Genomic DNA, 25,658 nt, shown 5'->3' with positions numbered 1-25,658 from the left:
CCGGCTTCGGCCGTCGGCGACTGTGGATGGACACATCCTCCACCTCACCGGTCACACCATCCGCACCGCCGCCGGGCCCGCCACCGCCTCGCCGATGATCGCGGCGTGGGGAAATCCCTCGACGCGGATGCCGGCGAGCAGCCCTTCCGCCGCCTCCGGCGCGCAGGCCACCAGCAGCCCGCCGGAGGTCTGCGGGTCGGTGAGGAGGTGGCGCCGGGACTCCGGCAGGCCGGCGGGCAGGGTCACCGCCGCGCCATAGCTCGCCCAGTTGCGGTGCGAGGCGCCCGTCACGAAGCCGGCCTCCGCCAGCGCCGCGGCCTCGGCGAGCAGGGGCAGGGCGTCGAGCCGCAGCTCGAGGGCGAGGCCCGATCCGCGAGCAACTTCAAGGCCATGGCCGAGAATGCCGAAGCCGGTCACGTCGGTGAGCGCGTGCACCGACGCCTCGCCGCCGAGCCGGGGGCCGACCCGGTTCAGCAGGGTCATGCTGGCGATCATCTCGGCATAGGCGGCGGGCGACAGCGCCTGTTTCTTGAAGGCGGCGGAATAGATGCCGACCCCGAGCGGCTTGGTGAGGATCAGCGCGTCGCCCGCCCGCGCGCCGGCGTTCCGGCGGATGGCGGCGCGCGGCGCGGTGCCGACGACGGCGAGGCCGTAGATCGGCTCGGGCGAATCGATGGAATGCCCGCCCGCCACCGGAATACCGGCCTCCGCCGCGATGCTGGCGCCTCCTTTCAGGATCTCGCGGACCATATCCACCGGGATCTTGCCGAGCGGCATGCCGAGAATGGCGAGCGCCAGCAATGGCTTGCCTCCCATCGCATAGACGTCGGAAATGGCGTTGGTCGCGGCGATGCGGCCGAACTGGAAGGGATCGTCCACCATCGGCATGAAGAAATCCGTGGTGGCGATCAGGCAGGTGTCCTCGTCCAGCGCCCAGACGGCGGCGTCGTCGCCGGTCTCGGTGCCCACCAACAGCCGGGCGAAGGGCCCCGCCGTCGGCTGGTCCGCCAGGAGGTCGTGCAGCACCGCCGGAGACAGCTTGCAGCCGCAGCCCCCGCCATGGGCGAGGCTTGTGAGCCGCAGCGCGGCGGGGGCGGGGGTGTCGAGCATGGCGGAACTCCGGTCAGGCGGGAAAGGCGGCAGGAGGCCGGCGGGCGAAGGCGCAGAGCCGGTTTTCGGCCGCCGGCGCGGCTAGGCCGCGAACTCGCTCGCCCGGATCACATATTTGAAGCTGTCGGGATCGAGGCAATCGAGCGACAGGCTCGCCACCTGCGCCTGCGGGTACATCAGGAAGCCGAGCTTGTGGCCGCCGGAGCCGGGCAGGGTGATGTCGTGCCCGTCATTATAGGCCAGCCAGTTGCCTTCCCACGCGCCGAACAGCGCGGCGCGGACGGCGGTGACCTTGGCGTCGTCGAGCGCGTTCTTCCCGGGCGGCTCCTCCAGCACGACCTTGCGCACGTCGGCGGGATCGGTGGCGACCCAGCCGAAGCCCTCCAGCCACACTTCCGAACGGCAGTGCTGGGACTTGCTGACGACTTCCGAGTTGGCGCCGAGGCTCTTGTAGCCGAATTTCGAGGGCGCCACCCGCAGCCCGTAAATGTCGCGGGCGGGAATGCCGGCGGCGCGCACGAGCCCGACATAGAGCGCGTTGAGATCGGCGCATTTGCCACCGAGATTGCCGCTCTTCAGCAGCGAGGCGATGTCGCCGGTGCCGCAGCCACGGGTGGCGGCGTTGCGATAGGTGTTCTCCACCATCCATTCGTAGATGGCGCGGGCCTTGTCGAGGTCCCCGCTCTTGCCCGCGGTGATGCGGTCGGAGGTCTCCTTCACCAGCCCGTCGGTGGGAATGAGGTCGGTGGCGCGCAGGAACAGGGCGCGCTCCTCGGCGGAGAGCGGCGCGACGCTGCCGGGGCGTGAGAAATCGGTGGCGCGGTCGCGCGTGGCGAAGCGGGAGGTGATCGCGACGGTCGGGTCCGCCTGCCCGTCCTTCCAGGTCAGGTGCAGCATCTGCGCGCCGTAGACGGGGTCGGTCACGACCTCGGCGGCGGCGGCATTGGTGGTCCAGCTGTTGCCGGCCGGCCGGAACCAGTCGTCGGCGCTGTAGGAGGGCAGCGGCACCCAAGCCTGGGCGGGGCCGGCGGCGCCGGGCGGCGCGGCGACGTTCAGCGTCGTCACCACCTGGAAGTTCCGCCACGACCCCGGCTTCGGCTCGAAGGGCACGGCGCCCGCCACCGCGGGACCGGCGGCGGACTGGGCGAAGGCAGCACGGGAAAGGCCGAGGGCGGCGGCAAGGCCGGCTCCGGCTTTGAGCAGATCGCGGCGGCTGGTCATGGTTCACTCCCGGATGAGCTGGAATCGGGCGGCGGAGGGGCTTCGGGCAGGGCCGTGGAGGCGACCGGCCTGCCGGCGGCGAGAGCATCGAGCAGGCGGGATGCGGCATCGTCGTCCCACGCCACCGGGCCGGTGGCGACATGGGCGATGCGGCCGCCGGGATCGACGAGATAGGTCGAGGGCAGCACCTCGACCTTCCAGAGGGCCATGGTCTCGCGGCCTTCGTCGATGAGGACCGGGAAGGCTGGAGGTTTCCCGGCGAAGAAGCGGCGCACCCGCACCACCGGCTCGCCGACATCGATGGCGAGGATTGCCGGACTGCCCGGCGGGCGGGCGCGCGCCAGCCGGTCCAGCGCCGCCAGCTCCTCCCGACAGGGTGCGCACCAGGTCGCGAAAAAGTGCACCAGGACGGGCTGGCGGCCGAAGGGGGCCTGCACATCACCCTGCAGCGCCGGCAGCGCAAGGGCGGGGGCGGGCGCGCCGGCCGGCAGCGGCGCCAGCACGGCATCGGCGCGGGCGGGCAAGGACGCTGTAAGGCCCGCGGAAAGCAGAAGGACCGTGGCGAGGCCGGCACACGAGGAGCGGGGCAGACCGCGTCGCGCCTGCCCGCCTCCCGCCACGCGCAGCGTTCCCTCTTCCGCGCGCCGCAGGCGGCAGCGCGGGCGATGTCGAAAGGTGACGCCCCGCCACGCGGGAGCCTTGAGCGCGATCACGATAGATTTTTGTAATCGCCCGACGAAGAGCGCGTCAATCCTGCCGCCGGTCACGCCCGCGTGTGCTGCGGTGCAAGGTAAAATGTTGCAATTGCATGATTTTTCGCGGCCTGGCGCGGCCTGCTCCAGTTTGACATTGGAGGCTCTAAAAAATAGCGTGTTGCCCTGACGTACCCCGGCGGGGTCATTCCCATCCGCGTTTGTCGATGGTTCTGGGAGGAACTCGAATGAACATGGAGTTGTCGCGCCGCGCGTTCTTGCGAACGGCAGGCGCGGGGCTCGCGGGCACCACGCTGGGGGCCATGGGCTTCGGCGAGGTGGAGCAGGCGATGGCCGCCGCCATCCGGCCCTTCAAGCTCGCGAACACCACCGAAACCCGGAACACCTGCACCTATTGCTCGGTGGCCTGCGGCATCATCATCTATTCCAAGGGCGACCTGCGGAAGGGCGAGAGGGCTGACATCACCCATATCGAGGGTGACAGCGACCACCCGACCAACCGCGGCACGCTCTGCCCCAAGGGCGCGGCGCTGCTCGACATCGTGCACGCCAAGACCCGCCTCACCCGGCCGATGCTGCGCAAGGCCGGCGCCGCCAGCTTCGAGCCGATCTCCTGGGACGAGGCCTTCGACAAGATCGCCCGCGCCATGAAGGACGATCGCGACGCCAATTTCGTCGCGACCAACAAGGACGGCGTGACGGTGAACCGGTGGACCACCACCGGCTTCCTCGCCGCCTCCGCCACGACCAACGAAACAGCCTGGTGCACGTACAAGGTGGTGCGCAGCACGGGCATGCTGGTGTTCGACAACCAGGCACGCGTCTGACACGGCCCGACGGTGGCGAGTCTCGCCCCAACATTCGGCCGTGGCGCCATGACCAACGCCTGGACGGACATCAAGAACACCGACCTCGTCGTCATCATGGGCGGCAATGCCGCCGAAGCGCATCCGTGCGGCTTCAAATGGGTGACAGAGGCCAAGGCAAATCGCGGTGCCAAGCTGATCGTCGTCGATCCGCGCTACACCCGCTCGGCCGCGGTGTCGGACTATTACGCCCCCATCCGCCAGGGCAGCGACATCGCCTTCCTGCTGGGCGTCATCAATTACTGCATCCAGAACGACAAGGTGCAGTGGGACTATGTGAAGGCCTTCACCAACGCGGCCTATGTCGTGAAGGACGGCTTTGCCTATCAGGACGGCCTGTTCACCGGCTATGACGAGGTCAAGCGCGACTACAACCGCTCGAGCTGGGACTATGTCATCGGCGAGGACGGCTATGCCGTGGTCGACGAGACCCTGCAGAACCCGCGCTGCGTCTGGAACCTGCTGAAGCAGCACGTCTCGGTCTACACGCCCGAGATGGTGAACCGCATCTGCGGCACGCCGAAGGACAAGTTCCTCAAGATCTGCGAGATGATCGCGGAGTGCTCGTCCCCGACCCGGACGATGACCTCGATGTACGCGCTGGGCTGGACCCAGCATTCCAAGGGCGCGCAGAACATCCGCGCCATGGCGATGGTCCAGCTCATCCTCGGCAATATCGGCGTGCGCGGCGGCGGCATGAACGCGCTGCGCGGTCACTCCAACATCCAGGGCCTGACCGATCTCGGGCTGATGTCGAACCTGATCCCGGGCTACCTGACGATCCCCACGGAAAAGGAAGCGGACTTCCCCACCTACATGTCGACCCGCGGCTTCAAGCCGCTGCGGCCGAACCAGATGAGCTACTGGCAGAACTACCGGAAGTTCTTCGTCAGCTTCCAGAAGGCGATGTGGGGTGCGGCGGCGACGCCGGCCAACGACTACGCCTATCAGTGGCTGCCCAAGCTCGACGTGCCGTCCTACGACGTCCTGCGTGCCTTCGAGCTGATGCACCAGGGCAAGATGAACGTGTATTTCTGCCAGGGCTTCAACCCGCTCCAGGCCTTCCCCAACAAGGCCAAGCTGGCGGAATCGCTCGCCCGGCTGAAGCTCCTCGTGATCATGGACCCGCTGGAGACGGAGACCGCGCGGTTCTGGGAGAACCACGGCATCTACAACGCCGCCGATCCCGCCGCGATCCAGACCGAGGTGATCCAGCTCCCGACCACCTGCTTTGCCGAAGACGAAGGCTCGCTGGTGAATTCGGGCCGCTGGCTGCAGTGGCACTGGCCGGCGGGCTCGCCCCCCGGCGAGGCGCGGACCGACAGCTTCATCCTGGCGAACATCCATCTGCGCCTGAAGGAGCTGTACCGGAAGGAGGGCGGGGCCTTCCCCGATCCCATCCTCAACCTCACCTGGAACTACGCCAATCCGGAGGAGCCGACCGCCGACGAGCTGGCGAAGGAGATGAACGGCTATGTCGTCTCCGACGTGCTCGACCCCAACGACCCCACCAAGAAGGTGCTGGAGGCCGGCAAGCAGCTCGCCACCTTCGGCGCCCTGCGCGACGACGGCTCGACCGCGGCGGGCTGCTGGATCTTCACCGGCTGCTACACCGAGGCCGGCAACATGATGGCCCGCCGCGACAATTCCGATCCCGGCGACACCGGCACCTATCTCAAATGGTCGTTCGCCTGGCCAGCGAACCGGCGCATCCTCTACAACCGCGCCTCCTGCGACCTCGACGGCAAGCCGTGGGACCCCTCCCGCAAGCTGATCGAGTGGGACGGCACCAAGTGGAGCGGCTACGACGTGCCGGACATCGCGCCGACCGCCAAGCCGCGCGATGTCGGCCCGTTCATCATGAACCCGGAAGGCGTCTCCCGCCTGTTCACCCGGGGGATGATGCGGGACGGCCCGTTCCCGGCGCATTACGAGCCGTTCGAGAGCCCGGTGGTCAACGTCATCGCCCCGAAGATCAAGGGCAATCCGGTGGCCCGGGTGTTCAAGGACGACCTCGCCCAGTTCGCCGAGACCGCCTCGCCGGAATTCCCCTATGCCGCGACCTCCTACCGGCTGACCGAGCATTTCCATTACTGGACCAAGAACAACCACGTGAATTCGGTGCTGCAGCCGGAGTTCTTCGTCGAAATCTCGGAAGAGCTGGCGAAGGAGAAGGGCATCGCCAATGGCGGCTGGTCGCGGGTCTGGTCCAAACGCGGCTCGGTCCTCGCCAAGACCGTGGTGACGAAGCGCATCCGGCCTCTCGTCTGCGACGGGAAGACGGTGCACATCGTCGGCATACCCATCCACTGGGGATTCATCGGCGCGGCCCGCAAGGGCTTTGGCGCCAATGTCCTCACCCCCTATGTCGGCGACGCGAACATCGAGACGCCCGAGTTCAAGGCGTTTCTGGTGAACATCGAAGCGTCCGCCGGTCCGGCATCGGCTTGAGGGAGGCGGCGACATGTTTCCGGCCATTCCGAACCCGCCCGTCACCCCGCCCGCGCCGAAATTCGGCGAGGCCGATCTCGTCCGCCGCTCCGCCTCGGAGGTGACCCCTCCCGCGACCCGGCTGACCGAGGTCGCCAAGCTGATCGACGTGTCCAAATGCATCGGCTGCAAGGCGTGCCAGGCCGCCTGCATCGAGTGGAACAACCTGCATGAGGAGATCGGCTACAACACCGGCTTCTACACCAACCCGCCGGACCTCACGGAGAACAGCTTCACGCTGATGCGCTTTACCGAGTGGGTGAACCCCGAGACCGACAATCTCGAATGGCTCATCCGCAAGGACGGCTGCATGCACTGCGCCGATCCGGGCTGCCTCAAGGCCTGCCCCTCGCCCGGCGCCATCGTGCAGTATTCCAACGGCATCGTGGATTTCGTCCACGAGAACTGCATCGGCTGCGGCTACTGCATCAAGGGATGCCCCTTCAACATCCCGCGCATCTCCAAGGTCGACCACACCGCCTACAAGTGCACGCTCTGTTCCGACCGTGTCGCGGTCGGCCAGGGGCCGGCCTGCCAGAAGGCGTGCCCGACCCAGGCCATCGTGTTCGGCACCAAGGACGAGATGAAGGACTGGGCGGATTTCCGCATCAAGGACCTGAAGTCGCGCGGCTATGACAATGCCGGCCTCTACGACCCGCAGGGCGTCGGCGGCACCCATGTCATGTACGTGCTCCAGCACGCGGACAAGCCCAGCCTCTATGCCGGCCTGCCGGACAACCCGCGGATCTCGCCGCTGGTCGAGACGTGGAAGGGCGTGACGAAATATGTCGGCCTCGCGGCCATGGGCTTCGCGGTGGCGGCCGGTTTCGTGCACCACCTCATCGCCGGGCCCAACCGGGTGTCGCCGGAAGATGAGGCGGAGGCCGAGAAGCTTGCCGGAGGAAAGCCGACATGAGCCGCGACCGGACCCGCCCCATCATCATGCCCAACGCGGTTCCGGCCGCGGTCCCGGCGGACGTCGAGCCCGGCGACGCCGTTCATCCGGGCAAGCCGGTGACGGTGGACCGCTATTCCGGCGCCGCCCGCATCAATCACTGGATCACGGCCGTCAGCCTCGTGCTGCTGGCCCTGTCGGGCATGGCGCTGTTCACGCCGAAGCTGTTCTTCCTCACCGGCCTGTTCGGCGGGGGACAGTGGACCCGCGCCATCCATCCCTGGATCGGGGTGGTGCTGTTCTTCTCCTTCATGGGCCTGTTCTTCCGCTTCTGGCGGGCGAACCTGCCGGCGCGGGAGGACGGCGTCTGGGTGGCGCGGATTTCGGACGTGCTCGGCGGCCATGAAGAGCGGCTGCCCGAGGTCGGCAAGTACAATGCCGGGCAGAAGGCGGTGTTCTGGTCGATGTCGGCGCTCATCCTGCTGCTGATCACCAGCGGCATCGTGATGTGGGACCAGTATTTCTATTCCTTCACCACGATCGAGCAGAAGCGCGTCGCCATCCTGGCGCATTCCATCGCCGCGGTGGTGGCGATCTGCGTCTGGATTGTCCATGTCTATGCCGCCATCTGGGTGCGGGGCACGTTGAGCGCCATGACCCGCGGCCATGTCACCGGTGGCTGGGCGTGGCGGCACCACCGCAAATGGCTGCGCGAACTCGTGCAGAAGCCGGGTCGCCGCACCCCGGCCGAATGAACGGTCGCGGCGCCGGGTCTGCCGGTGCCGCTGCCCGACCCCTCTCTCTACGTGGCCCGTGTGGTTCGTGAGGATGTGATGACGAATCTGCTCCAGCCGGACCCGACCGCCATCGGCGATCCCTCCATTCCCGATTTCGCGGTCCCGCCGGATCCCGCTGTTGTCTTCGCCCGGCGCGCCCGCCGCTTCGAGGAGCTGGCGCCCTCCAGCCCCATCGGTCCCTATCTCCGCTTTCTCACCGGGCTCGCCGATGCGCAGGCCGCCGTGCTGGCGGAACTGCCGGAGCCGGCGATGCCATCTCCCGCGGTCCGGGCGCGGGCCCGCGAACACGAGATGCCGCCGCTCGACCGCGCCGCTCTCGGCCTCGACGATGTGCTGGCGACGACGTTGCACCGGCTGTTCGATGCCGCCGCCGCAATCCCCAAGCCCGCCGCCGCTGCCGAGGCGCTCGCGGCTGTGGTGGCCAGCGACCGTGCCGGCCTCGCGGCCATGGTGTCCGCCGTTCTCGCCCAGTCCATCCCGATGGAACGGCTGGCCGAACACGTCTTTGTCGCCGCCGGGCTTGAACTTCATGCCACCCGCGTCGCCGCCCGGCTTGACGCCGCGGCGCTGGTGCCGGTGGGCGAGGGGGCCTGCCCGGCCTGTGGCGGTCCGCCGGTCGCCTCGCTGGTGGTGGAATGGCCGCGGGCCCATGGCGTGCGCTACTGCGCCTGCTCGCTCTGCAACACGCTATGGAACTATGTCCGCATCCGCTGCACCTGCTGCGGCCAGACCAAGGGCATCGGCTACCAGGAGATCGAGGGCGGGCCGGGCACGGTGAAGGCCGAGACCTGCGACAACTGCCGCACCTATGTGAAGGTGCTCTACCAGCAGAAGGACCCGCGGCTGGAGCCGGTGGCCGACGATGTCGCCAGCCTCGGCCTCGACATGCTGATGGGGGAGGGGCCCTACCGCCGGGCCGCGTTCAACCCCTATCTCCTCGGCTATTGAGGCCGCCATGAACGAGGATGCCGCCCACGCGCTGCGCGCCCTTCCCTCGGTCGATCTCGTCCTGAAGAGCCCGGCCGCCGCGCTGGCGCTGGACCGCCACGGCCGCATCGAGGCGACCCGCGCCATCCGCGAGGAGCTGGCGCGCCAGCGTCTCGCGGTGCGCGCCGGCGGGGCCGTGCCGGATGCCGAGGCGGTGGCGGCGGTGGCGCTGGCGGCGCTGGAGGCGGCGGCGCGGGCCTCGCTGCGGCCGGTCTTCAATCTCACCGGCACGGTGCTGCACACCAATCTCGGCCGCGCCATCCTCGCCGAGGAGGCGGTGGCGGCGGCGGTGGCGGCGATGCGCCAGGCGGTGGCGCTCGAGTTTGATCTCGACAGCGGCGGGCGCGGCGAGCGCGACGACCATCTGCGCGACCTCTTGCGTGAGCTCACCGGGGCCGAGGACGCCACCCTCGTCAACAACAATGCCGCCGCCGTGCTGCTGGTGCTGAACACGCTGGGCCGCACCGCCGCCGGGGCGCCCCGCGAAGCCGTGGTCTCGCGCGGCGAGCTGATCGAGATCGGCGGTGCCTTCCGCATGCCGGACATCATGGCCCGGGCCGGGGTCCGGCTGGTGGAGGTCGGCACCACCAACCGCACCCACTCCAAGGATTATGCCGGGGCCATCGGTCCCGATACCGGGCTGGTGATGAAGGTGCACACCTCGAATTACCGCATCGAGGGCTTCACCGCCGAGGTGGCGGCGCGCGATCTCGCCGGCATCGCCAGGGCCCATGGGGTGCCGCTGGTGAACGACCTCGGCTCCGGCACGCTGGCCGACCTCGCCCGCTATGGGCTGAAGCACGAGCCCACCGTGCGCGAGGCGGTGGCGGAAGGTGCCGACCTCGTCACCTTCTCCGGCGACAAGCTGCTTGGCGGGCCGCAGGCCGGCTTCATCGTCGGCCGCCGCGACCTCATCGCCGCCATCAACCGCAACCCGATGAAGCGCGCGCTGCGGGTCGACAAGATTCGCCTCGCCGCGCTGGAGGCGACGCTGCGGCTTTACCGCGATCCTGACCGGCTCGCCGCGCGGCTGCCGACCCTGCGTCTCCTCGCCCGCCCGGCTGCCGAGATCGCCGCTTTGGCGGGCAGGCTGGCGGCGCCGGTGGCGGCACGGCTGGGGGCCGGCCACGGGGTGGCCGTGGTCGACTGCTGCAGCCAGATCGGCTCCGGCGCCCTGCCGCTCGAACAGATACCGAGCGCGGGCCTCGCCCTCCGCCCGGCTGCGGGGTCGGGGGCTGCGCTTGGCCGGCTGGCGAGCGGGCTGCGCCGGCTCGCGGTGCCGATCGTCGGGCGCCTCGCCGACGACGCGCTTCTGCTCGATCTGCGCTGCCTTGAGGACGAAGCCGGCTTTCTCGCCGCGCTGGATGGCTTCGCCGCCGCCGGGGGCTCGGCATGATCATCGGCACGGCCGGACACATTGATCACGGCAAGACCGCGCTTGTGGGCGCGCTGACCGGCGTCGACACCGACCGGCTGAAGGAGGAGAAGGCACGCGGCATCTCCATCGATCTCGGCTTCGCCTATCTGCCCACCGAGGCCGGCATTCTCGGCTTCATCGACGTGCCCGGCCATGAAGGCCTGGTCCACACCATGCTGGCGGGCGCGAGCGGCATCGACCTCGCGCTGCTGGTGGTGGCCGCTGACGACGGCGTGATGCCGCAGACCTGCGAGCATCTGGCGCTGCTGGACCTGCTCGGGGTCGAGGAGGCCATTGTCGCGCTGAGCAAGGCCGACCTTGCCGACGCTCCCCGCCGCGAAGCCGTGGCCGGCGAGATCGCGGCGGTGCTGGCCGGCACGACGCTGGCGGGCGCGTCGGTATTGCCGGTTTCGGCCCGCACGGGGGAGGGCATCGCCGAGCTTCGGGCGCGGCTGGTGGAGGCGGCCCGCCGGCGGGCCGCGCGCAGCGTCGACGGCGGCTTCCGGCTGGCGGTGGATCGCTGCTTCACGCTTTCGGGCGCGGGCACGGTCGTCACCGGCACCGTGCTCTCCGGCATGGTGAGCGTGGGTGAGCGTGTCATCGTCTCGCCCTCGGGGCTGGAGGCGCGGGTGCGCTCGATCCATGCCCAGAACCGGCCGGCCGAACGCGGTCACGCGGGCGAGCGCTGCGCGCTGAACCTCGCCGGTCCCGGCGTGACCCATGAGGCGATCGCCCGTGGCGATGTCGTGCTCGCCGCGCATCTCCACGCCCCCGCCGAGCGCGTCGACGCCACGCTCACCGTGCTGCCGGGCGAGCCGAAGCCGATCGGCGCGTGGTTTCCGGTCCGGTTCCACCACGGCGCCGCCGAGGTGGGGGCTCGGCTGGTGCCGCTCGAACCGGAGACGCTGGTGCCGGGCGGCACGGGTCTGGTGCAGATCGTCCTCGAGCGCCCGGTCGCGATGGCGGCCGGGGATCGCTTCGTGGTGCGCGACACGTCTGCGCGGCGGACGGTCGGCGGCGGGCGGCTGCTCGATCTGCGGCCCCCGACGCGCAAGCGCCGCGCGCCCGGGCGCCTCGCCCAGCTCGCCGCCCTGGCCCACGCGCCGGTGGAGGCGGTGGCGGGACTGCTGGCGGTGGCGCCGTTCCATCTCGACCTCGCCGGCTTCGTCCGCGACCATGCGCTGGCGGCGGACGCGGCCGAATCCATCGCCCGCCAGCTCGACCTCAGGGTGCTGCCCGTCGGCGAGGCCCGCGTCGTGCTCGACGCGGCCCATGCCCGGGCGCTGACGGAGGAGCTGCTCGCCCGGCTCGATGCCTTTCATGCCGAGAATCCCGATCTTCCCGGCATGGGCGCCGAGCGGCTTCGCCTCGCGCTGGCACCATCCCTGCCCAAGCCCGCCTTCGGCGTTCTGCTGCAGCGGCTGGCGCGGGAGAATGCGGTGGCGCTGGAAGGCGCGTGGGTGCGGCTGCCCGGCCATGAGGTGCGGCTCACGGCCGCGGACGAGGCGCTGTGGTCGTCGATCCGACCCCTGATGGAGGGGATCGAGCGGTACCGGCCGCCGCGCGTGCGGGATATTGCCGGCCTCACCGGTGCGGCCGAGCCGGACATTCGCCGGCTGATGAAGCGGCTCTCCCGCATGGGCCGGGTCGACGAGGTGGCGCACGACCATTTCTTCCTCCGCGCCACCGTCTCCGCGCTCGTCACCATGGTCACCGAGCTGGCCGGTGCCGGCGCCCGGGGCGAATTCTCTGCCGCGCAGTTTCGCGACCGCATCGAGCGGGACGAGGCCGAGGCGGGGCGGCCGCAGGTCGGCCGCAAGGTGGCGATCCAGATCCTCGAATTTCTCGATCGGCACGGCGTCACCTTGCGCCGTGGCGATCTGAGGCGCATCAACCGGCATCGGCTGGACCTGTTCGGACCCTCCCTACAGGAAGCCGCCCGTGCCGATGGAAGGGAAGCGTCCCTGGTGGGGCGTCCGGACTTCAAATCCGGGAGGGGCCGCGAGCCGGTCTCTGGTGGGTTCGACTCCCACTCTCTTCCGCCAGCTTCCGGGAGCGAGCGATGACGGCCCTTCTGGACGATCTGCGGCAGGCGGCCATTGCCGCCCGGCAGGAGGAAGAAGCCTTCCGGCGCGATTGGGCCAGCCGCCTCGCGGCGCTGGAACGCAGCCGCGCCTTCGCCTTCCGCCGTCTCGACCTGATGGGCGATATCGTCGCCGCGGCGCAGGCGCCTGAACGCGGGGTCGCCCTCGCTGGCGGGCTCGCCGTGCTGCGGGCCCGCCTCGGCTGGCACGAGGATGTGGCGGGCACGGCGCGGCGGACGGTGCTGGAGGCGTTCGCGCCGGTGGTGACGGCGCTGCACGCCGCGCTCCACCCGGCGCCGGAGGGGGTCGACGCCGGCCCGCCGCCCGACGATGCCGCGCCGCCCGACCCCGCCGCCGCGCTGGCGCGGTTCGAGGTCTGGTACGCCGCCGAGCGCGGATTGGTCTTCTGGGAGCTGTTCGACGTCGAGCTGCCGGAAACCCCGCGCGTCGATTTCTGAACCCCGCCATCCCTCGCCGGGCCGGCGGCCGCGCGCTGCCGCGCGCGGGGCTCCGTCAGTAGCGGGTCTTGCGGGTGACGTCGAGAATCGCGGCGATGCCGGCCTGCGCGTCGGTGTTGCCGGTGGCGGCGAGCGCCTTGAAGATGCGGTCGGCCGAGATGAAGTCGCGCAGATGGTAGTAGGACCAGCCGCGCAGCATCATCAGCCCCTGATCCTCCGGCACCAGCCGCGCCCGCTCGTCGAGCGCGATCAGCGTCTCGACATAGCGGTCGTCGCGGTAGGAGGTCACGGCGCGTTGGGCCAGCAGATCGGCGCTGAGCTGGGTGGCGCGGCGCGGCGACTGCGGGGCCTCGGTGGCGGCCACCTGCGCGTCATTGGTCAGGTTCTTCTGCATCAGCGCCAGCGACTTGCCATAGGCGGCGTCCTCGGCGACGCGGCCGGTGGCGCCGTTGTTCAGGGCGAGGTCGAAGGCCTGTGCCGCTTCCATCGGCCGTTTCATCTGCATCAGGCACCAGCCCCGGGCCACGGCGTCGCCGGGGGAGAGCCGGCCGGAGCGGAAGCCGGCATTGCTGCGGGCGATGCAGGCGCCGTAGTTGCGCCGGCTGAGGGCCGCCGCCGTACCGCTCGCGCCGCCGCCCGACGCGCGCGGGGCCGCGCCCGTCTCCGCCGGAGCGCCCTTGCGGACCACCACGCTGGTCTGGGGGGCTGGAGCGCCGGCCGCATAGGCCATCGTGCCGGTCCCACCGACCGGAGCCGGGGCGGGCTGGGCGGCGACGACACGCGCCGGCACGGCATAGGCGCCGGTCTGTGCCTGCTGGACCGGCGGCGGGCTGTGGCTGCCGGGAGCCGGCTGGCCGGCATAGGCCATGCCGGCCGGGGGCGCGGCGACGGCGCCGCTGATCGCGGCGGGATAGGCCGGTCCGCCCACCGCGGCGGGGGCGGCGTAGCTGACCGCCGCCTGTGCGCCGGCTGCAGGCAGCGGGCCGAGGTCCAGCCCGGCGCGGGCGCGCGCGGCGGCCGCGGCGACGGGGTCGGCATAGCTCTGCATCGGGTTGTTCTGCGGGTTGGCCGCGGCCTTGGCGGCCTCTTCGGCCGCCAGCCGGCGGCGCAGCTCCGCGTCCGTCAGCGCCATGATGCGTTCCGACCGGCCACGCCAGCGCGCCACCACCGCGTTGAGCGCGGCGGTCTCGTTCAGGCGGAACAGGGTGAGTGCGAGCCCATAGGCGGAGGGCTCGTCGTTCGGTGCCCAGTTCACGGCGGTCTGGAACCAGGTCAGCGCGGTGCGGAGCTGGCCCGTATTATAGGCGTACCACCCCAGGGCCTGGGCACCTGGAACGTATTTCGACCCGACGACGACGGGGCTGAAATTGTCGATCACCGTCTGGTTGAGCAGGATCGGCGGGTCCGCGGTGAGAAGGCTCACCACCGTGTCCAGATAGGCCTTGCGGTTCTCCGGGCTGGAATCGCGCCACTGATAGGCGATGGGCTCGGCCTCGATGGCGCGGCCCTGGGCCACCAGCGTGAGCGCATAGCCCTCGGCGGCCTTGGCCCCGCCATTGCGGTCCAGCGCCAGCTTGAACCACTCGAGCGCGGCGGCCTGCTGGTCGTGGCGGTAGAGATACCAGCCGAGCAGCAGCGGATCGCCCGCGCCGGTGTCCTGCCGGGCCAGCGCCTCCATGCTGGCAACCTGTTCGGGGCTGACCACGACCTTGGGGTCGCTGGCGGCCTGGCCCATCTTCCGGCGCAGCAGGTCGTTGCGCAGGGCCTGGAACTCGCCCTGGTCGCCGTTCTTGTGCTCCAGCGCCATGAGCTGGGCAAGGCCGGCATCGTCCAGCAGGGTCATGGCCTTCTGCACCGTCGCCAGACGCTCGTTGGCGTTGGTGCAGTTGGTGAGGACATAGGCGTAGGCGTCCTTCGCCCGCTCCGGCTGGCTGGTCTTGGCGAAGGCTTCCGCGACCCGCCACATCACGTCGACATTGGCGCAGGTGAGCAGCGCCGGGGTCTCGGTGGCGACCCTCAGCACGGTTCCCCATTGCTGCGCGTTCGAGGCGTTGACGAGGCGGCGCCGGGCCTCGGCCTCGTCGAGCCGGGCGATCAGGTCCGCCGGCGGCTTCCAATTGGCGTCGGAGGCCTGCCGCGCCGCGATTGCGCTGCGCACGTCGCCGTATTTTCCTTCGCCGAACAGGCGCCACATCTGCTCCAGCTCGGGATCGGACTGGGAGATGGGGGCATAGAGGTCCGCCGGCGGGGTCCAGTCGGGGTAGAGCGCGCGCAGGCGGGCGATTTCCGCCTCCATCCGGCGGGTGTCGCCCTGCGACGCGAAATAGCGCAGCGCCGATTCGTCGACCCGCGTGGTCGCCGGCCGCTGCGGGGCATTGTTGTCGGCGGGCCGGTCGGTCTGCGCCACGGCGGCGGGCGCGCCGGCGGCGCTGTCGGCGGCGGCGCCGGACTTTCCCGACGTCTGGCCGGGCAGCTCGATCTGCTGCGCGATCGCCGGAACCACGGCGACGCCAAGCAGGACCAGAAGGAGAGCTCGGTTCACAGACATTGAGGATATTTCTCGGCGATCAGCTGATAGCTGAGGAGGTAAAGTGTCGCGGGATAGTAGAAGGTGGGCTGGAACTGCCGCAGATCCTCCGGAATGGGTGTGCCGGACATCGCGCACGCCAGCGTTGCGCCAAGCATGCGGTAACCCGGCTCGGTCAGGCGGGTGACGACCCGCCCGCTCTTTATGTCGACGACGGCCGGAGCGCCGTCGTTCTCGGTCAGCCAGCTTCGCTGGAACGCCGCGAGCAGCGAGGTGTCCCGAATGCCCGCGCGCAAAAGGTAAAGAACTATCCTTAATGAATTATAACCGAAGACGGGTGGGAACCCGGCGGCGGGGACCGGGGGGGTCTCCGCAAGCGAGATCCAGTCCGGCGGCAGCTTGGCCGGCCCGAGCTGGGCGGCCCGGATCAGGTCGAGCCCGCTCTGCTGCAGCGCGTCCCATTTGGTGTCGGGGGCGAACTGCTTCATGACCGGCAGGGCTTCGAATATCCAGTAGGACAGGTTCACGATCGGCCCGTCGGGCCGCTCCTCGGCGCCGAAGCCGACCGCGCCGGGCAGCAGGATGGTGCGGCTGCCGTCCCGCACCACCATGACGCGACCGATCGCGCGGGCAAGCCGGCGGGCGCTGGCGAGATAGCCGGGCTCGTTCCAGTTCTGGCCGGCGCGGGCCAGCGCATAGGCGATCAGCAGGTCGCCGTCGCTGGCGGCGTTCACATCAGTGATGTGCGGGTTCTTGTCAGGGTCCCAGCGCCACGCGGCGAGCCCGTCGTCGCGGATCAGCATCTCGGTCCGGGTGAAGCTCCAGATGCGCTCGAAACTCGCCCGGTCGTCGGCGTAGAAGGCCAGCAGCATGCCATAGCCCTGTCCTTCGCTGTGGCTGATGCCGCCATTGGCATCGTCCACCACCCGGCCGGAGGCATCGACATAGCGGCTGAGATAGAGGGCCCAGGCGTCCTTCGGAATCATCGCCATTCCCGACTGCGCGCACAGCGGCATCAGGCTGCCGACCAGCATCAGGGCGCCGACGAGGGCCGTCCGGAGCCATCTCATGCCGTGCGCCCGAGTCGTCGCAGCAGGAAGGCGGTGGAGACGCCGAGGATGGTGCCGCACAGGACCAGCATCAGCGCGTAGGTCACGATGTTGATCGACAGCCAGTTGGCCGCGACCATGCGGAAATTGGCGAGGCCGAGCGGCTCGGTGACGATGAAGCGGTAGGTGCCGATCTCCTGCCGCTCGATGGTGCCGGTTCCCGACTGGAACGCGACCGCCCGCCCGCCGATGTTGTTCCACAGGTTCGGCTGCGCCAGCGCGGCGATGCCGGCGGCGAGGCTCTCCGGGGTCCGGCCCGCGACCAGCGTCCAGGTCTGGTCGCCGCTCGGCGAATTGCCCTGGGCCATCAGCACGCTGGTGCGGGGCGGCGGTTCATAGAGGCCCTGCTGGGTCTCGCCGATGCGGAGCGAGGCGTAGGAGATGTCGAAGGTCCGCTGCATCCAGTTTTCGAAGCCGTTCAGCAGGCTCTGCAGGCCGCTGCCGCTGATGTTGTCGCGCCAGCGCTCATAGGTGTCGGGCTCGTTGCCCGTGCCGAAGGGATCGGCCATGCCGGGCTTGTCCGGCGTGGCTTCGGCGCGCTGGCGGCTGCGGAAGCGCTGGAGCACGTCGTCATATTCGGCGCTGGCGCCCGCCGCGCGGGCGCCGCCATCCGCCGGGCCGGCGAGCCAGCTCACCCGGGTGGTCTCGGCGATGCCGACCTGGCCCAGCACGCCGGTGGCGACCTGGCCGATGCCGCCGACGAAGATCGCCGGGCGGTTGGCAAGCGTCGCGGTGTTGAGCTGGGTCTCGACGTCGAGCATCACGCCGCGCGACAGGGCGAGGCGCGACATCAGCGTGCCGGCGGCCGACACGGTGGGCACATCCTGCCGCGCCAGCACCAGGGCGACCGGTTCGCCGCCGCTGCGATCATAGGGAAACCCGGTGGCCGCGAAGGCGGCGAGGTCCGGCGTACGCCCGATCCGGGCGAAGTCCGCCATGGTGAACTGGGAGGAATCGAACAGGACGATGCGATCGTCGCCCGGCAGGGTGGCGCCGGGAACGCATTGCCGGTCGGCCTCGGTGTCGAGCACCACCTCCAGCCACAGCCGGTTCAGGCCGGGGCGGAAATTGTGCAGCGGCATCTTGATCGGCTGGCGCTGGAACAGGCCGCCGGTGCGCGAGGTGATCGGCAGGTTCGAGGCGATCTGGCCGTTCACATAGAGGTCGACATGGCTGCCGGGGCGCACCGCGGCGGTGAAGGCGGCGTCCAGCAGGAAGATCGCCTGGCCATAGACCGAGGCGTAGAAATCGTCCGGCAGCGCGATGTCGAAGCGCACGCGCAGGCGCCGGCCGGAGAATTCCTGCGTCGACACCCCGAGATCGGCCAGCGTCACGGCGCGCTGCCCGGTGAAGAGCGGGGCATCCGGCGCCGCAAAACTGGCGGTGTTGATCACCGTGCCGGACGGCGCCGCCAGTGTGGTGAGGCGGTCGATCGCGGTGTCGACGGACTGGTTGTTGGGGCCGGAGACGACCAGGACCGGACCCTCGATGCGGCTGTCGCGCACCATGCCGGCCACGGCCCTCTGCTGGGCTTCGAGCGGCGGCGCACCCATCAGCTTCGGCAGTTCGGCGGCGGTGGCGAGCACCAGCGTGACCGTGCCGGGAGGGGTCGGGCCATAGGCATTGGCGGCGAGATTGACGACCGGGTTGGGAAACCGGCCGCGCAGCGCGAGGCCCTGCACCGCGCGCATCACCCGGTTGATGCCGGTGGGATCAAGCGGCGTCGGCGTGATCACCCGCACATTGGTGGCGCCGGTGGCGTCCACCCCGATCGCGGGCAGGTTTTCCAGCCCGCCCACCAGCGGCAGCCGCCCGCCCTGGAAGGTCAGGCCCGTGGTCGCGTTGTCGATCTCGGTCCACAGCTCATAGGTGGCCGGCACGCTGCAATCGGTGCGGTGCCGCTGCACCGCCTCGAACCGCACCAGATTCGGCCCGGCGCGCAGCACGCCGCGGCGGATCGGCACGCTGAGATGCGAGGGGCCGTTGGCCGAGGCGATCGGCGTTTCGAGGATGACCTGGCCATTGATCGTGATCCGCAGGCGCGACACCTCCGGCATCACAAGCACGGCATTGAGGTAGCTGAGCTGGAAGCTGGCCTGCCGGGCGGCCTCGTCCTCGGTCAGATAGGTGGTCCAGGCGCGCGCGTCGTACTCGCCTTCGAGCGTCAGCCGCGGCGCGGGAATGATGTAGCGATCCGGCATGCCGGGGGTATCGGGCGGCGCATTCGCGCTGCCGGGGGCGGCCACCGGTGCGGGCGGGGGCGCACCGGGCATGCGGAACGGCGTATCGGCCGCGGCCGGCGGGGTGGCCGGGCCGGTGCCCGAATCCGCGGAGCCGGCGGCGTCGCCGGCGCGGGGCGGCGTGGCGGCCGGAGGCGGCGGCGGGCGGCTGGCGTCCGGCATGGGGAAGGTCGTGCCGCCGCTGCCCTGCACCGCCGTGGTGGGGGAACCCGCCGGGTTGAGGCTGAACGGCACCGGGCTCGGCGCCTGCGCCAGACGAATCCTCGACGCCGCGGCTTCGGCCACCGGCCGGGAAGCGGCACTGAACGCCTCGGCCGCGTGCAGCACCGGCGCGCCGGTGCCGAGGGTGGCAAGCAGCGCCAGACAACCGAGGAGCGAGGGGAAACGAACCCGCATCATTGAGATTTCGCCACCGCGGGTTGACTGGCGCCGGCGCTTCTCAGCTTGTTCAGGCGCAGGAAGTAGGAGAGCCCGCGGCCGGTCTGGTAGAGGGCGATGACGAGGAAGCGGAACGTGCCCCGCAGAACCCCCGGATTGTAGCGGCGCGACTCCTGGAACTTGCTCCATTCGGCCGCATTGGCGAACATCAGGTCGGCGATGAGGCGGTGGTGCAGCGGCACTTCGGCTTCGAACTGGCAGCCGAAAAGCTGGCCGTTGCCGTCGCGCTTCATGTTGCGGACCTGCACCGGCAGCGTGTCGAGCCCGATGTCGGCCTGCGGCTTGAACCGGATGCCCGCCATCTGGCCGCGCTCCACCGGCGGCAGGTTGTTCATCGCCACGCGCACGCTGGCGCCGCCGATCGAGACGTCCTCCACCACGGCGGGATAGGCGGCGTCGTTGAGGATCAGCTCGCAGCGGCGGAACAGGTTGACGCGGTGGGTGCGCCGGCGGTTCTGGCGCTCCGACACCACGCCCAGCGCGCAGCCGGCGATGATCATGTTCAGGATGTTCCAGGCGCCGACCACGGCGGTGACGTCCGCGGTGAAGGGGTCCGTTAGCACGCGCCAGATGGTGAGCACCGCCGCCAGCGTCATGACCGCGAACAGGATGAAGAACGGCTTGCCGATTTCCGAAATGTGGCTCTCATGCAGCGTCTCGCCCTTCGCCGTGACCTTGAAGGTCGGCTTGCGCGGATTCAGCATCACCGAGAGCAGGGCCGGGAGCAGGTAGACGGATTGTATGTATTCATACAATTCCGAGATCCAAGGCCAGCGATAGCGCCCGTACAGGTAGTTCTGCATGAGCAGGTTCACCAGCATGTAGGTCGAGGTATAGGCGAGGAACTCGGCGCCCGACGCGTTGAAGATCTCCAGGCCGAAGACGAGGTAGCACAGCGGCGACAGCAGGAAGATCATGCGGGCGATGGGGAAGAACCAGAACAGCATGCTCGACATGTAGCAGAGCCGCTGCGGCAGGCTGAGGCCCAGCTTCACCGGGGGAAAACGGAAGCGCAGGATCTGGTACATGCCCTGCGCCCAGCGCGAGCGCTGGCCGATGAAGCTGGCGAAGGTCTCCGGCTGCAGCCCCGCGATCAGCGGCTTGTCGACATAGATGCTGTGCCAGCCGCGCGAATGCAGCTCCAGCGCGGTTTCGCAGTCCTCGGTGATGGAGATGCCGCTGAAACCGTTGGTCTCGTTCAGGGCCTCGCGCCGCAGCAGCGCCGCCGAGCCGCAGAAGAACGCCGCGTCCCACTTGTCGAGGCCGCGCTGGATGATGCCGTAGAACATCTCGTTTTCCGACGGCATGTGGTCGAAGGTGTCGAGATTGCGCTCCAGCGGGTCCGGGTTGATGAAGAAATGCGGGGTCTGGACCAGGAACAGCCGGTGGTCCTGCTCGAAATAGCCCACCGTCTCGGTGAGGAAGCTGCGCGCCGGGGCATGGTCGGCATCGAAGACGGCAGCGAGCTCGCCGGTGGAGTTGGCGAGCCCGTTGTTGAGGTTGCCGGCCTTTGCATGCTCGTTGCGGCGGCGCGTGAGGTAGCGCACGCCGAGCCCCTCGCACAGCGCGGTGAGTTCTCGTCGTCGTTCCTGGGCCGCGGCGGCCTGTTCGGGGTCGTCCTGATGGCATTTCTGGTCCGTGCCGCCATCGTCGAGCAGCCAGACGTTGAACTTGTCGGCGGGGTAGTCGATCGCCTTGGCCGCCGCCAGGGTGGAGGCGAGCAGCGAGGAATCCTCGTTGTAGGTCGGCACGAAGATGTCGACCGTCGGCACCCGTCCGGCCGGAATCGGCGGGGCGGTGCGCGAGGGAAGCGGCGAGGACACCACGAACAGCGACAGCACCAGCATGCCCACGCTGTAGAGCTCCGCCAGATAGAGCAGGAAGCCGGGGATGAAGTCCTCGATCTGGCTGATCGGGGGCAGCGTGCTGGTGGTGCGCCAATAGATGTAGCGCAGCACGATCGTGCTGCCGAGCGAAAGCGCGATCAGGCGGGGGATACCAACCGGGGCGAAGAGCTTCAGCAGGATGATGACCAGCACCACGATGCAGCCGGCGATGAGATGCGCCTGCAGGCTGATCGGCAAGGTGATCAGGAAGACGGCCATGGCCGAGGCAATGGCCCAGAGGCCGGCGATCCAAGCCTTACGCATCTGTCCTCACAGCTTAACTCCCGACGGCTCTACACCAGAAAGCGATAAAATGCTTCCGATTTTGAAGCAATTTTTTCCGGCCTGTTGTACATGCCGGAGCTGTCGCAACGCCGCCCCGTTTTGGCCGCGCGGGCCGGCAGGCTAGAGTCCTGCACGCCACGCGATTCGGCCCATTGTCGCTCGAATTCCTGCTTACAGCTACGGACCCCAGCTTTGACCGAACTCGCTCCGCACAACATCGCCAGTATCCCGACGGGTCGTCGGCGGCGCATGGGTATGGTGGTGCTCCTGGCGGTTGCCGCCACGGTGGCGGGGTGCGCGCCCTATCCGCTGCAGGGGCAAAGTCCGAAGATCGCGACCCAGACCATCGAGGTTCCCACCGGGGAGGCGCTGGTGCTGCCCGAGCCCGGCGGCCCGCGCGTCATCACCGTGCTGGAAACCCGCTATCTCAATGCGCTGGAACAGGAAATCATCCTTGCCACCAATTCGGTGGCGCCCGGCCAGAACGCCTTTCACGTGACCTTCTTCGGTCCGGTGGACGGGCGGACCGGGCGTGAGAACATCCTCAGCTACGACCGGCTGGACGAGGACGAGCTCGACCGGCAGATGGAGCAGGCGCTGCCCAACGTTTACATGCGCCGCTCCAACTATTTTGTGCAAAACCGCTACGGCCCGTTCGGCTATGCCATCGGCCGCGGCGGCTCCAACGACATGTGCATCTATGCGTGGCAGCGCATCCAGTCGCAGGTGCCGGTGAACGTGCTGGGCCGCGACCGCGGCGTGCTGTCCCTGCGCTATCGCTTCTGCCAGACCGGCGCGACCGAGCAGACGCTGCTGCGCGGCATGTATCGCTACTCCATCAACGGCTATTTCCTGCCCCGCTCCTGGCAGCCCTATGGCCGCCCGATGGGCGAGCCGGACGGAATCGGGCGAATCGGTGGGCCGCTCGCCTTCCCCACCGGGGTCGAGGGCGACGCCACCGTGCTCGATGGTGCGCTGGGACCGGAGCCGGCACCGCGTGCGGCCCCGGTGCGCCGGGTGCGGCACGAATCGCGCGGCGATGCGAGTCCGGCCCTCGTGGAGCCGACCGGCCCGGTCAAGCCGTCGGAGCCGCTCGAGGGCTATCCCATGGTGCCGGCGCCGAATCAGGTCGTGCCGCAGAATTCGGCGATCCAGACGCCGGCAGGTGCCGCGTCTCCCGCGTCGGGAGCTTCGTCCCCGGCGTCGGCAACCTCTTCGGCGCCCGCGGCGATTCGGAAGGTGGGGCCGGGCACCTCCAACAGCTCCGCCATGCCCGGAGCCGACGCCAACTGAGGCGTCGCCGGTGTCCGCGTGACGCCGATCGGGCGGTCAGCGCGCGGGCGCGGCTCCATCGGTCGCCTGCACCAGCGGCGCCGTCAGGTCCGAATCAGCCCGCATCACGAACGGCGCGGAATCGGCCGGCGGCGGCAGGCTGGCCTCGGTGGACGTCGCCACCGGCGCGCTCGGCACAACCGGCGGCAGCACCGGGCGCACGGCCTGATTCGACAGGGTCGCGGCTGAGGCGGCCGGGACGGTGGCGGGCGGTGCCGCGCGGGCGGCCGTTTGCAGGGGAGGGGCTGCCGGCGGGGCGGTCGTCGCCTGCGCGGTGGCCGACGGGCCCATGGGTACCACCGGCGCCGGTTCGGCCTGCACCGTGGCCGGGCGCGGCGCCGGCGGCGGGTTCGTCGCGGCGTTGCGGGCTTCACCCTGGGCCGGGGCCTGTGCCGGGGCGGAAGCCATGGCGGCGCCGTCGGCCTCACCTGGCCGGGCCTCCAGCGCGATGGTCGAGAGCCGCCAATGCCCCCCCACCGGCTGGAACCGCAGGTCGAACAGGATGCGCAGCGGCGCTGTCGGGAAATGGCCGGTCAGCCGCAGCGAGCCGTCCGGCTCGATTTCCGGCGCGCGGGAGAGCTTGGCGTCCAGCAGCAGCACGGCGGCGAAATCGAGCTGGCTGTCGCGCCACGAGCGGAACTGCTCCGCCAGCTCCGCCATGGAATAGCTCTCGCGGAACGCCGGGGCGCCGAGGTCGCGGAGAACCGAATAATTGCCGGTGACATTGGCCTGGTTCACCGCCACCAGCGTGCCGCGCAGCAGCGCAAGCAGCACCGGGGCCGACGGCATCGGGGTCTGGCTCGGCGCCACCGCGGTGATTTCGGCCGCCGGATCGGCCGAGACCGGCCCCGTCGCCTTGGCGGGAGGTTTGGCCGGGCCATTGGCCGTGTTCTTGGCCTTCGCCCCGGCGCCGGTCTTCTGGCTGGTGCCCATGCGGTAATCGGGCTGTGCCGTTTTGGGCGCCTCGGCCTGGGCGAGGCGAACGCCGCCGTCGCTGGAGGGCGAGAGGGCCTGCAGCGCGGGCGGAAGGCCCACGAGCCCCATGGCGACGGCAAGGCCGATCCGGGTCGGCCGAAGCCTCACCATGCCACGACAAGCCCGGCCTTGCCGCCAATCGAGCCCTCGTTCAGGCCGAAGCCGATGCCGCCGGTGAGGAACAGATCGTCGTCGCTCAGCCGGGCGATGGCGGAGAGGGCGATGGCGTTCTGGCCGCCATAGGTGCCCCACTGCGCGCTCATGGCGAGGTTCTTGCCGGCCGGCAGGTTCGGCGTGTCCATCGCCATCGCCATGGCGACGCCCTCGCGGACCTTGTCGATGTCGTTGTAGATGCTGGTGTAGTCGACGAGGTCGGACATGTTGGCGCTGGCGAGATTGCCGTTCGAATCGGTGGTCACCACCTGGATCGACCCGGACTGCGCCGACTTGCTCGCCGAGGAGGTGAGCCCGGGCATGGTGTAGGTGGTGTCGCTGGTGCCGAACACCATCTGGTTCGAGCGCGTCGTCGTCGCGCCGCTGCCGACCGCGGTGGAGCCGGAATACGCCGCGGTCGAGCCATAGCCGAAGGCGCTGGCGTTCTCGGCCGCCGCATTGGCGTTCTGGCCCAGCGCGGTGGTGCCGCTGGAGGCGGCGATCGCGCCCTGTCCCAGCGCGGTGGAGCCGGTGCCGTTGGCGGTGGCGTTCCAGCCCAGCGCGGTGGAGTTCACCGCATTGGCGGTCGCGATCTGGCCGATCGCGGTGGCGCCGGAACTGTTGGCGGTGGCGTTCTGGCCCAGCGCGGTGGCGTTGGCGCCGTTGGCGATGGCTTCCTGGCCGACGGCGGTGGAGGAGAGGCCGTTGGCCCGCGCGTTCTGGCCCAGCGCGGTCGAGGAGGTGGTGCTGGCGATCGCGCCCTGGCCGAGCGCGGTGGCATTGGCGCCGTTGGCCTGCGCGCCATTGCCGAAGGCGGAGGAATTGGTGCCCTGCGCCCCGGAGCCGGTGCCGAGGGCGGTGCTGTTGGTGGCGTTCGCCTGCGCGCCATAGCCGAAGGAGGCCGCGCCGGTGCCCTGCGCCACCGCGCCGGAGCCGACGGCGGTGGTCTGGTCGAGATTGGCGGTCGCGCCCTGGCCGACCGCCAGCGAATTCGCCCCGTTCGCGGCGGCGCTCTCGCCGATGGCGGTGGAGGCGGTGCCGTTGGCGGCGGCGGCGCGGCCCACCGCGGTGGAGGAGGCGCCGTTCGCCGTGGCGCCCTGGCCGACGGCGGTGGCGCTGGTGGCGAACGCCTTGGCGCCCTGGCCCACCGCGGTCGTCAGGTCGCCGGACGCTTCCGCGTTCTGGCCGAAGGCGGAAGCACCGGTGCCGACCGCCTGCGCGTTCTGCCCGAAGGCGGACGCGGCAAGTCCCTTCGCCCCGGCGCCGTCACCCACCGCCGTGCTGTAATCCCGATTCGCCACGGAGGACGCGCCGATGGCCGTGGAGCTGACCCCCGAGGCCACGGCGAGATTGCCATAGGAGGAGGAATAGACCGCGGTGGCCGCAGCGCCCTGTCCGGTGGCGGTGGCGCCGTTCTGGGTGGCGCTGGAGCCCTGGCCCACGGCGGTCGCCTTGGTGCCGCTCGCGGTGCCGCCACAGGACAGCGACTGGGCGGTGAGATCGCAGGAAATCTCCGCGGCCTGGGCGGAGCCGGCCAGTGCCAGCGCCAGCAACGACGGCGCCAGTGCCGCGACGCCCCGTCCCATCCTGTCCAAAGGTCGCGACCGCATCACATTCCCGACTCCTGCGCCGCCGAGCGGAATCCTACATGCTCTCCGGCGCGCTCGCCACCATT

The 25,658-nt window shown here is 70.1% G+C and carries 16 protein-coding genes, 1 tRNA gene and 1 pseudogene; 9 read left to right on the top strand and 9 right to left on the bottom strand.

Features of this window, described 5'->3' with window-relative positions:
• Positions 1 to 51: 51 nt before the first annotated feature.
• The 3 genes from selD to KHC27_RS05500 all read right to left on the bottom strand — a co-directional run bounded on the left by selD (position 52) and on the right by KHC27_RS05500 (position 2,855).
• Positions 52 to 1,110 carry a selenide, water dikinase SelD gene (gene selD, locus KHC27_RS05510; RefSeq protein ID WP_213336024.1) on the bottom strand — a complete coding sequence of 353 codons (1,059 nt, stop codon included), beginning with the start codon at positions 1,108 to 1,110 and terminating at the stop codon, positions 52 to 54.
• Positions 1,111 to 1,191: 81 nt separating this feature from the next.
• Positions 1,192 to 2,331, bottom strand: a complete 1,140-nt coding sequence (locus tag KHC27_RS05505) for a transglutaminase-like domain-containing protein (protein ID WP_213336022.1) — start codon at positions 2,329 to 2,331, stop codon at positions 1,192 to 1,194.
• The gene (locus KHC27_RS05500; RefSeq protein ID WP_213336020.1) at positions 2,328 to 2,855 is read right to left on the bottom strand and encodes a TlpA disulfide reductase family protein; all 528 of its coding nucleotides are present in this window, start codon (positions 2,853 to 2,855) and stop codon (positions 2,328 to 2,330) included. Before KHC27_RS05500 ends, KHC27_RS05505 begins: the two co-directional genes overlap by 4 nt.
• 416 nt (positions 2,856 to 3,271) lie before the next feature.
• Here KHC27_RS05500 and fdnG point away from each other — a divergent pair, with 416 nt between their 5' ends.
• The 8 genes and pseudogenes from fdnG to KHC27_RS05460 all read left to right on the top strand — a co-directional run bounded on the left by fdnG (position 3,272) and on the right by KHC27_RS05460 (position 13,038).
• Complete coding sequence (fdnG, locus tag KHC27_RS05495; protein WP_213336017.1) at positions 3,272 to 6,361, top strand: formate dehydrogenase-N subunit alpha; 3,090 nt, start codon at positions 3,272 to 3,274, stop codon at positions 6,359 to 6,361.
• Between the two features lie 13 nt (positions 6,362 to 6,374).
• Positions 6,375 to 7,316: a formate dehydrogenase subunit beta gene (gene fdxH, locus KHC27_RS05490; protein ID WP_213336015.1), complete on the top strand. Its 942-nt coding sequence runs from the start codon at positions 6,375 to 6,377 to the stop codon at positions 7,314 to 7,316.
• A 26-nt stretch (positions 7,317 to 7,342) separates the two neighbouring features.
• Positions 7,343 to 8,050 carry a formate dehydrogenase subunit gamma gene (locus KHC27_RS05485; protein WP_213336078.1) on the top strand — a complete coding sequence of 236 codons (708 nt, stop codon included), beginning with the start codon at positions 7,343 to 7,345 and terminating at the stop codon, positions 8,048 to 8,050.
• Between the two features lie 78 nt (positions 8,051 to 8,128).
• A complete protein-coding gene (gene fdhE / locus KHC27_RS05480; protein WP_213336013.1) occupies positions 8,129 to 9,040 on the top strand; it encodes a formate dehydrogenase accessory protein FdhE in 912 nt (303 codons plus the stop codon).
• Positions 9,041 to 9,047: 7 nt separating this feature from the next.
• A complete protein-coding gene (selA, locus tag KHC27_RS05475) occupies positions 9,048 to 10,475 on the top strand; it encodes an L-seryl-tRNA(Sec) selenium transferase (protein ID WP_213336011.1) in 1,428 nt (475 codons plus the stop codon).
• Positions 10,472 to 12,328, top strand: a pseudogene (gene selB, locus KHC27_RS05470) (selenocysteine-specific translation elongation factor); the annotation flags it as partial. The gene selA and the pseudogene selB, both read left to right, overlap by 4 nt.
• A 117-nt stretch (positions 12,329 to 12,445) precedes the next feature.
• Positions 12,446 to 12,541 (top strand) — tRNA-Sec (locus KHC27_RS05465).
• A gap of 17 nt (positions 12,542 to 12,558) precedes the next feature.
• Positions 12,559 to 13,038, top strand: coding sequence for a hypothetical protein (locus tag KHC27_RS05460; RefSeq protein ID WP_213336009.1), 480 nt, complete (start codon positions 12,559 to 12,561; stop codon positions 13,036 to 13,038).
• A gap of 55 nt (positions 13,039 to 13,093) precedes the next feature.
• On the opposite strand, the gene KHC27_RS05455 is transcribed toward KHC27_RS05460, so the two are convergent.
• The 4 genes from KHC27_RS05455 to bcsA are packed head-to-tail and all read right to left on the bottom strand — an operon-like array spanning position 13,094 to position 21,502.
• Positions 13,094 to 15,586: a hypothetical protein gene (locus KHC27_RS05455; RefSeq protein ID WP_213336006.1), complete on the bottom strand. Its 2,493-nt coding sequence runs from the start codon at positions 15,584 to 15,586 to the stop codon at positions 13,094 to 13,096.
• The gene (locus tag KHC27_RS05450; protein WP_213336004.1) at positions 15,577 to 16,635 is read right to left on the bottom strand and encodes a glycosyl hydrolase family 8; all 1,059 of its coding nucleotides are present in this window, start codon (positions 16,633 to 16,635) and stop codon (positions 15,577 to 15,579) included. The genes KHC27_RS05455 and KHC27_RS05450 overlap by 10 nt, the downstream gene beginning before the upstream one ends.
• Entirely contained in the window at positions 16,632 to 19,313 is a 2,682-nt protein-coding gene (locus KHC27_RS05445) for a cellulose biosynthesis cyclic di-GMP-binding regulatory protein BcsB (RefSeq protein WP_213336001.1), read from the bottom strand. Before KHC27_RS05445 ends, KHC27_RS05450 begins: the two co-directional genes overlap by 4 nt.
• Complete coding sequence (gene bcsA / locus KHC27_RS05440; RefSeq protein WP_213335999.1) at positions 19,310 to 21,502, bottom strand: UDP-forming cellulose synthase catalytic subunit; 2,193 nt, start codon at positions 21,500 to 21,502, stop codon at positions 19,310 to 19,312. The genes KHC27_RS05445 and bcsA overlap by 4 nt, the downstream gene beginning before the upstream one ends.
• Positions 21,503 to 21,778: 276 nt before the next feature.
• Here bcsA and bcsN point away from each other — a divergent pair, with 276 nt between their 5' ends.
• Positions 21,779 to 22,816, top strand: coding sequence for a cellulose biosynthesis protein BcsN (gene bcsN / locus KHC27_RS05435; RefSeq protein ID WP_213335997.1), 1,038 nt, complete (start codon positions 21,779 to 21,781; stop codon positions 22,814 to 22,816).
• Between the two features lie 36 nt (positions 22,817 to 22,852).
• On the opposite strand, the gene KHC27_RS21570 is transcribed toward bcsN, so the two are convergent.
• Together KHC27_RS21570 and KHC27_RS05425 are read right to left on the bottom strand one after the other, a co-directional pair.
• Entirely contained in the window at positions 22,853 to 23,941 is a 1,089-nt protein-coding gene (locus tag KHC27_RS21570) for a hypothetical protein (RefSeq protein ID WP_246519675.1), read from the bottom strand.
• Positions 23,935 to 25,569, bottom strand: a complete 1,635-nt coding sequence (locus KHC27_RS05425; protein WP_246519674.1) for a hypothetical protein — start codon at positions 25,567 to 25,569, stop codon at positions 23,935 to 23,937. The genes KHC27_RS21570 and KHC27_RS05425 overlap by 7 nt, the downstream gene beginning before the upstream one ends.
• Between the last annotated feature and the right edge of the window lie 89 nt (positions 25,570 to 25,658).

Origin of the sequence: Ancylobacter lacus (assembly GCF_018390635.1) — a bacterium.
In the GTDB taxonomy this organism is placed as follows: Bacteria; Pseudomonadota; Alphaproteobacteria; order Rhizobiales; family Xanthobacteraceae; genus Ancylobacter; species Ancylobacter lacus.
The sequence above is the reverse complement of the archived record's forward strand: the minus strand, read 5'-3'. Positions and strand labels throughout refer to the sequence as shown.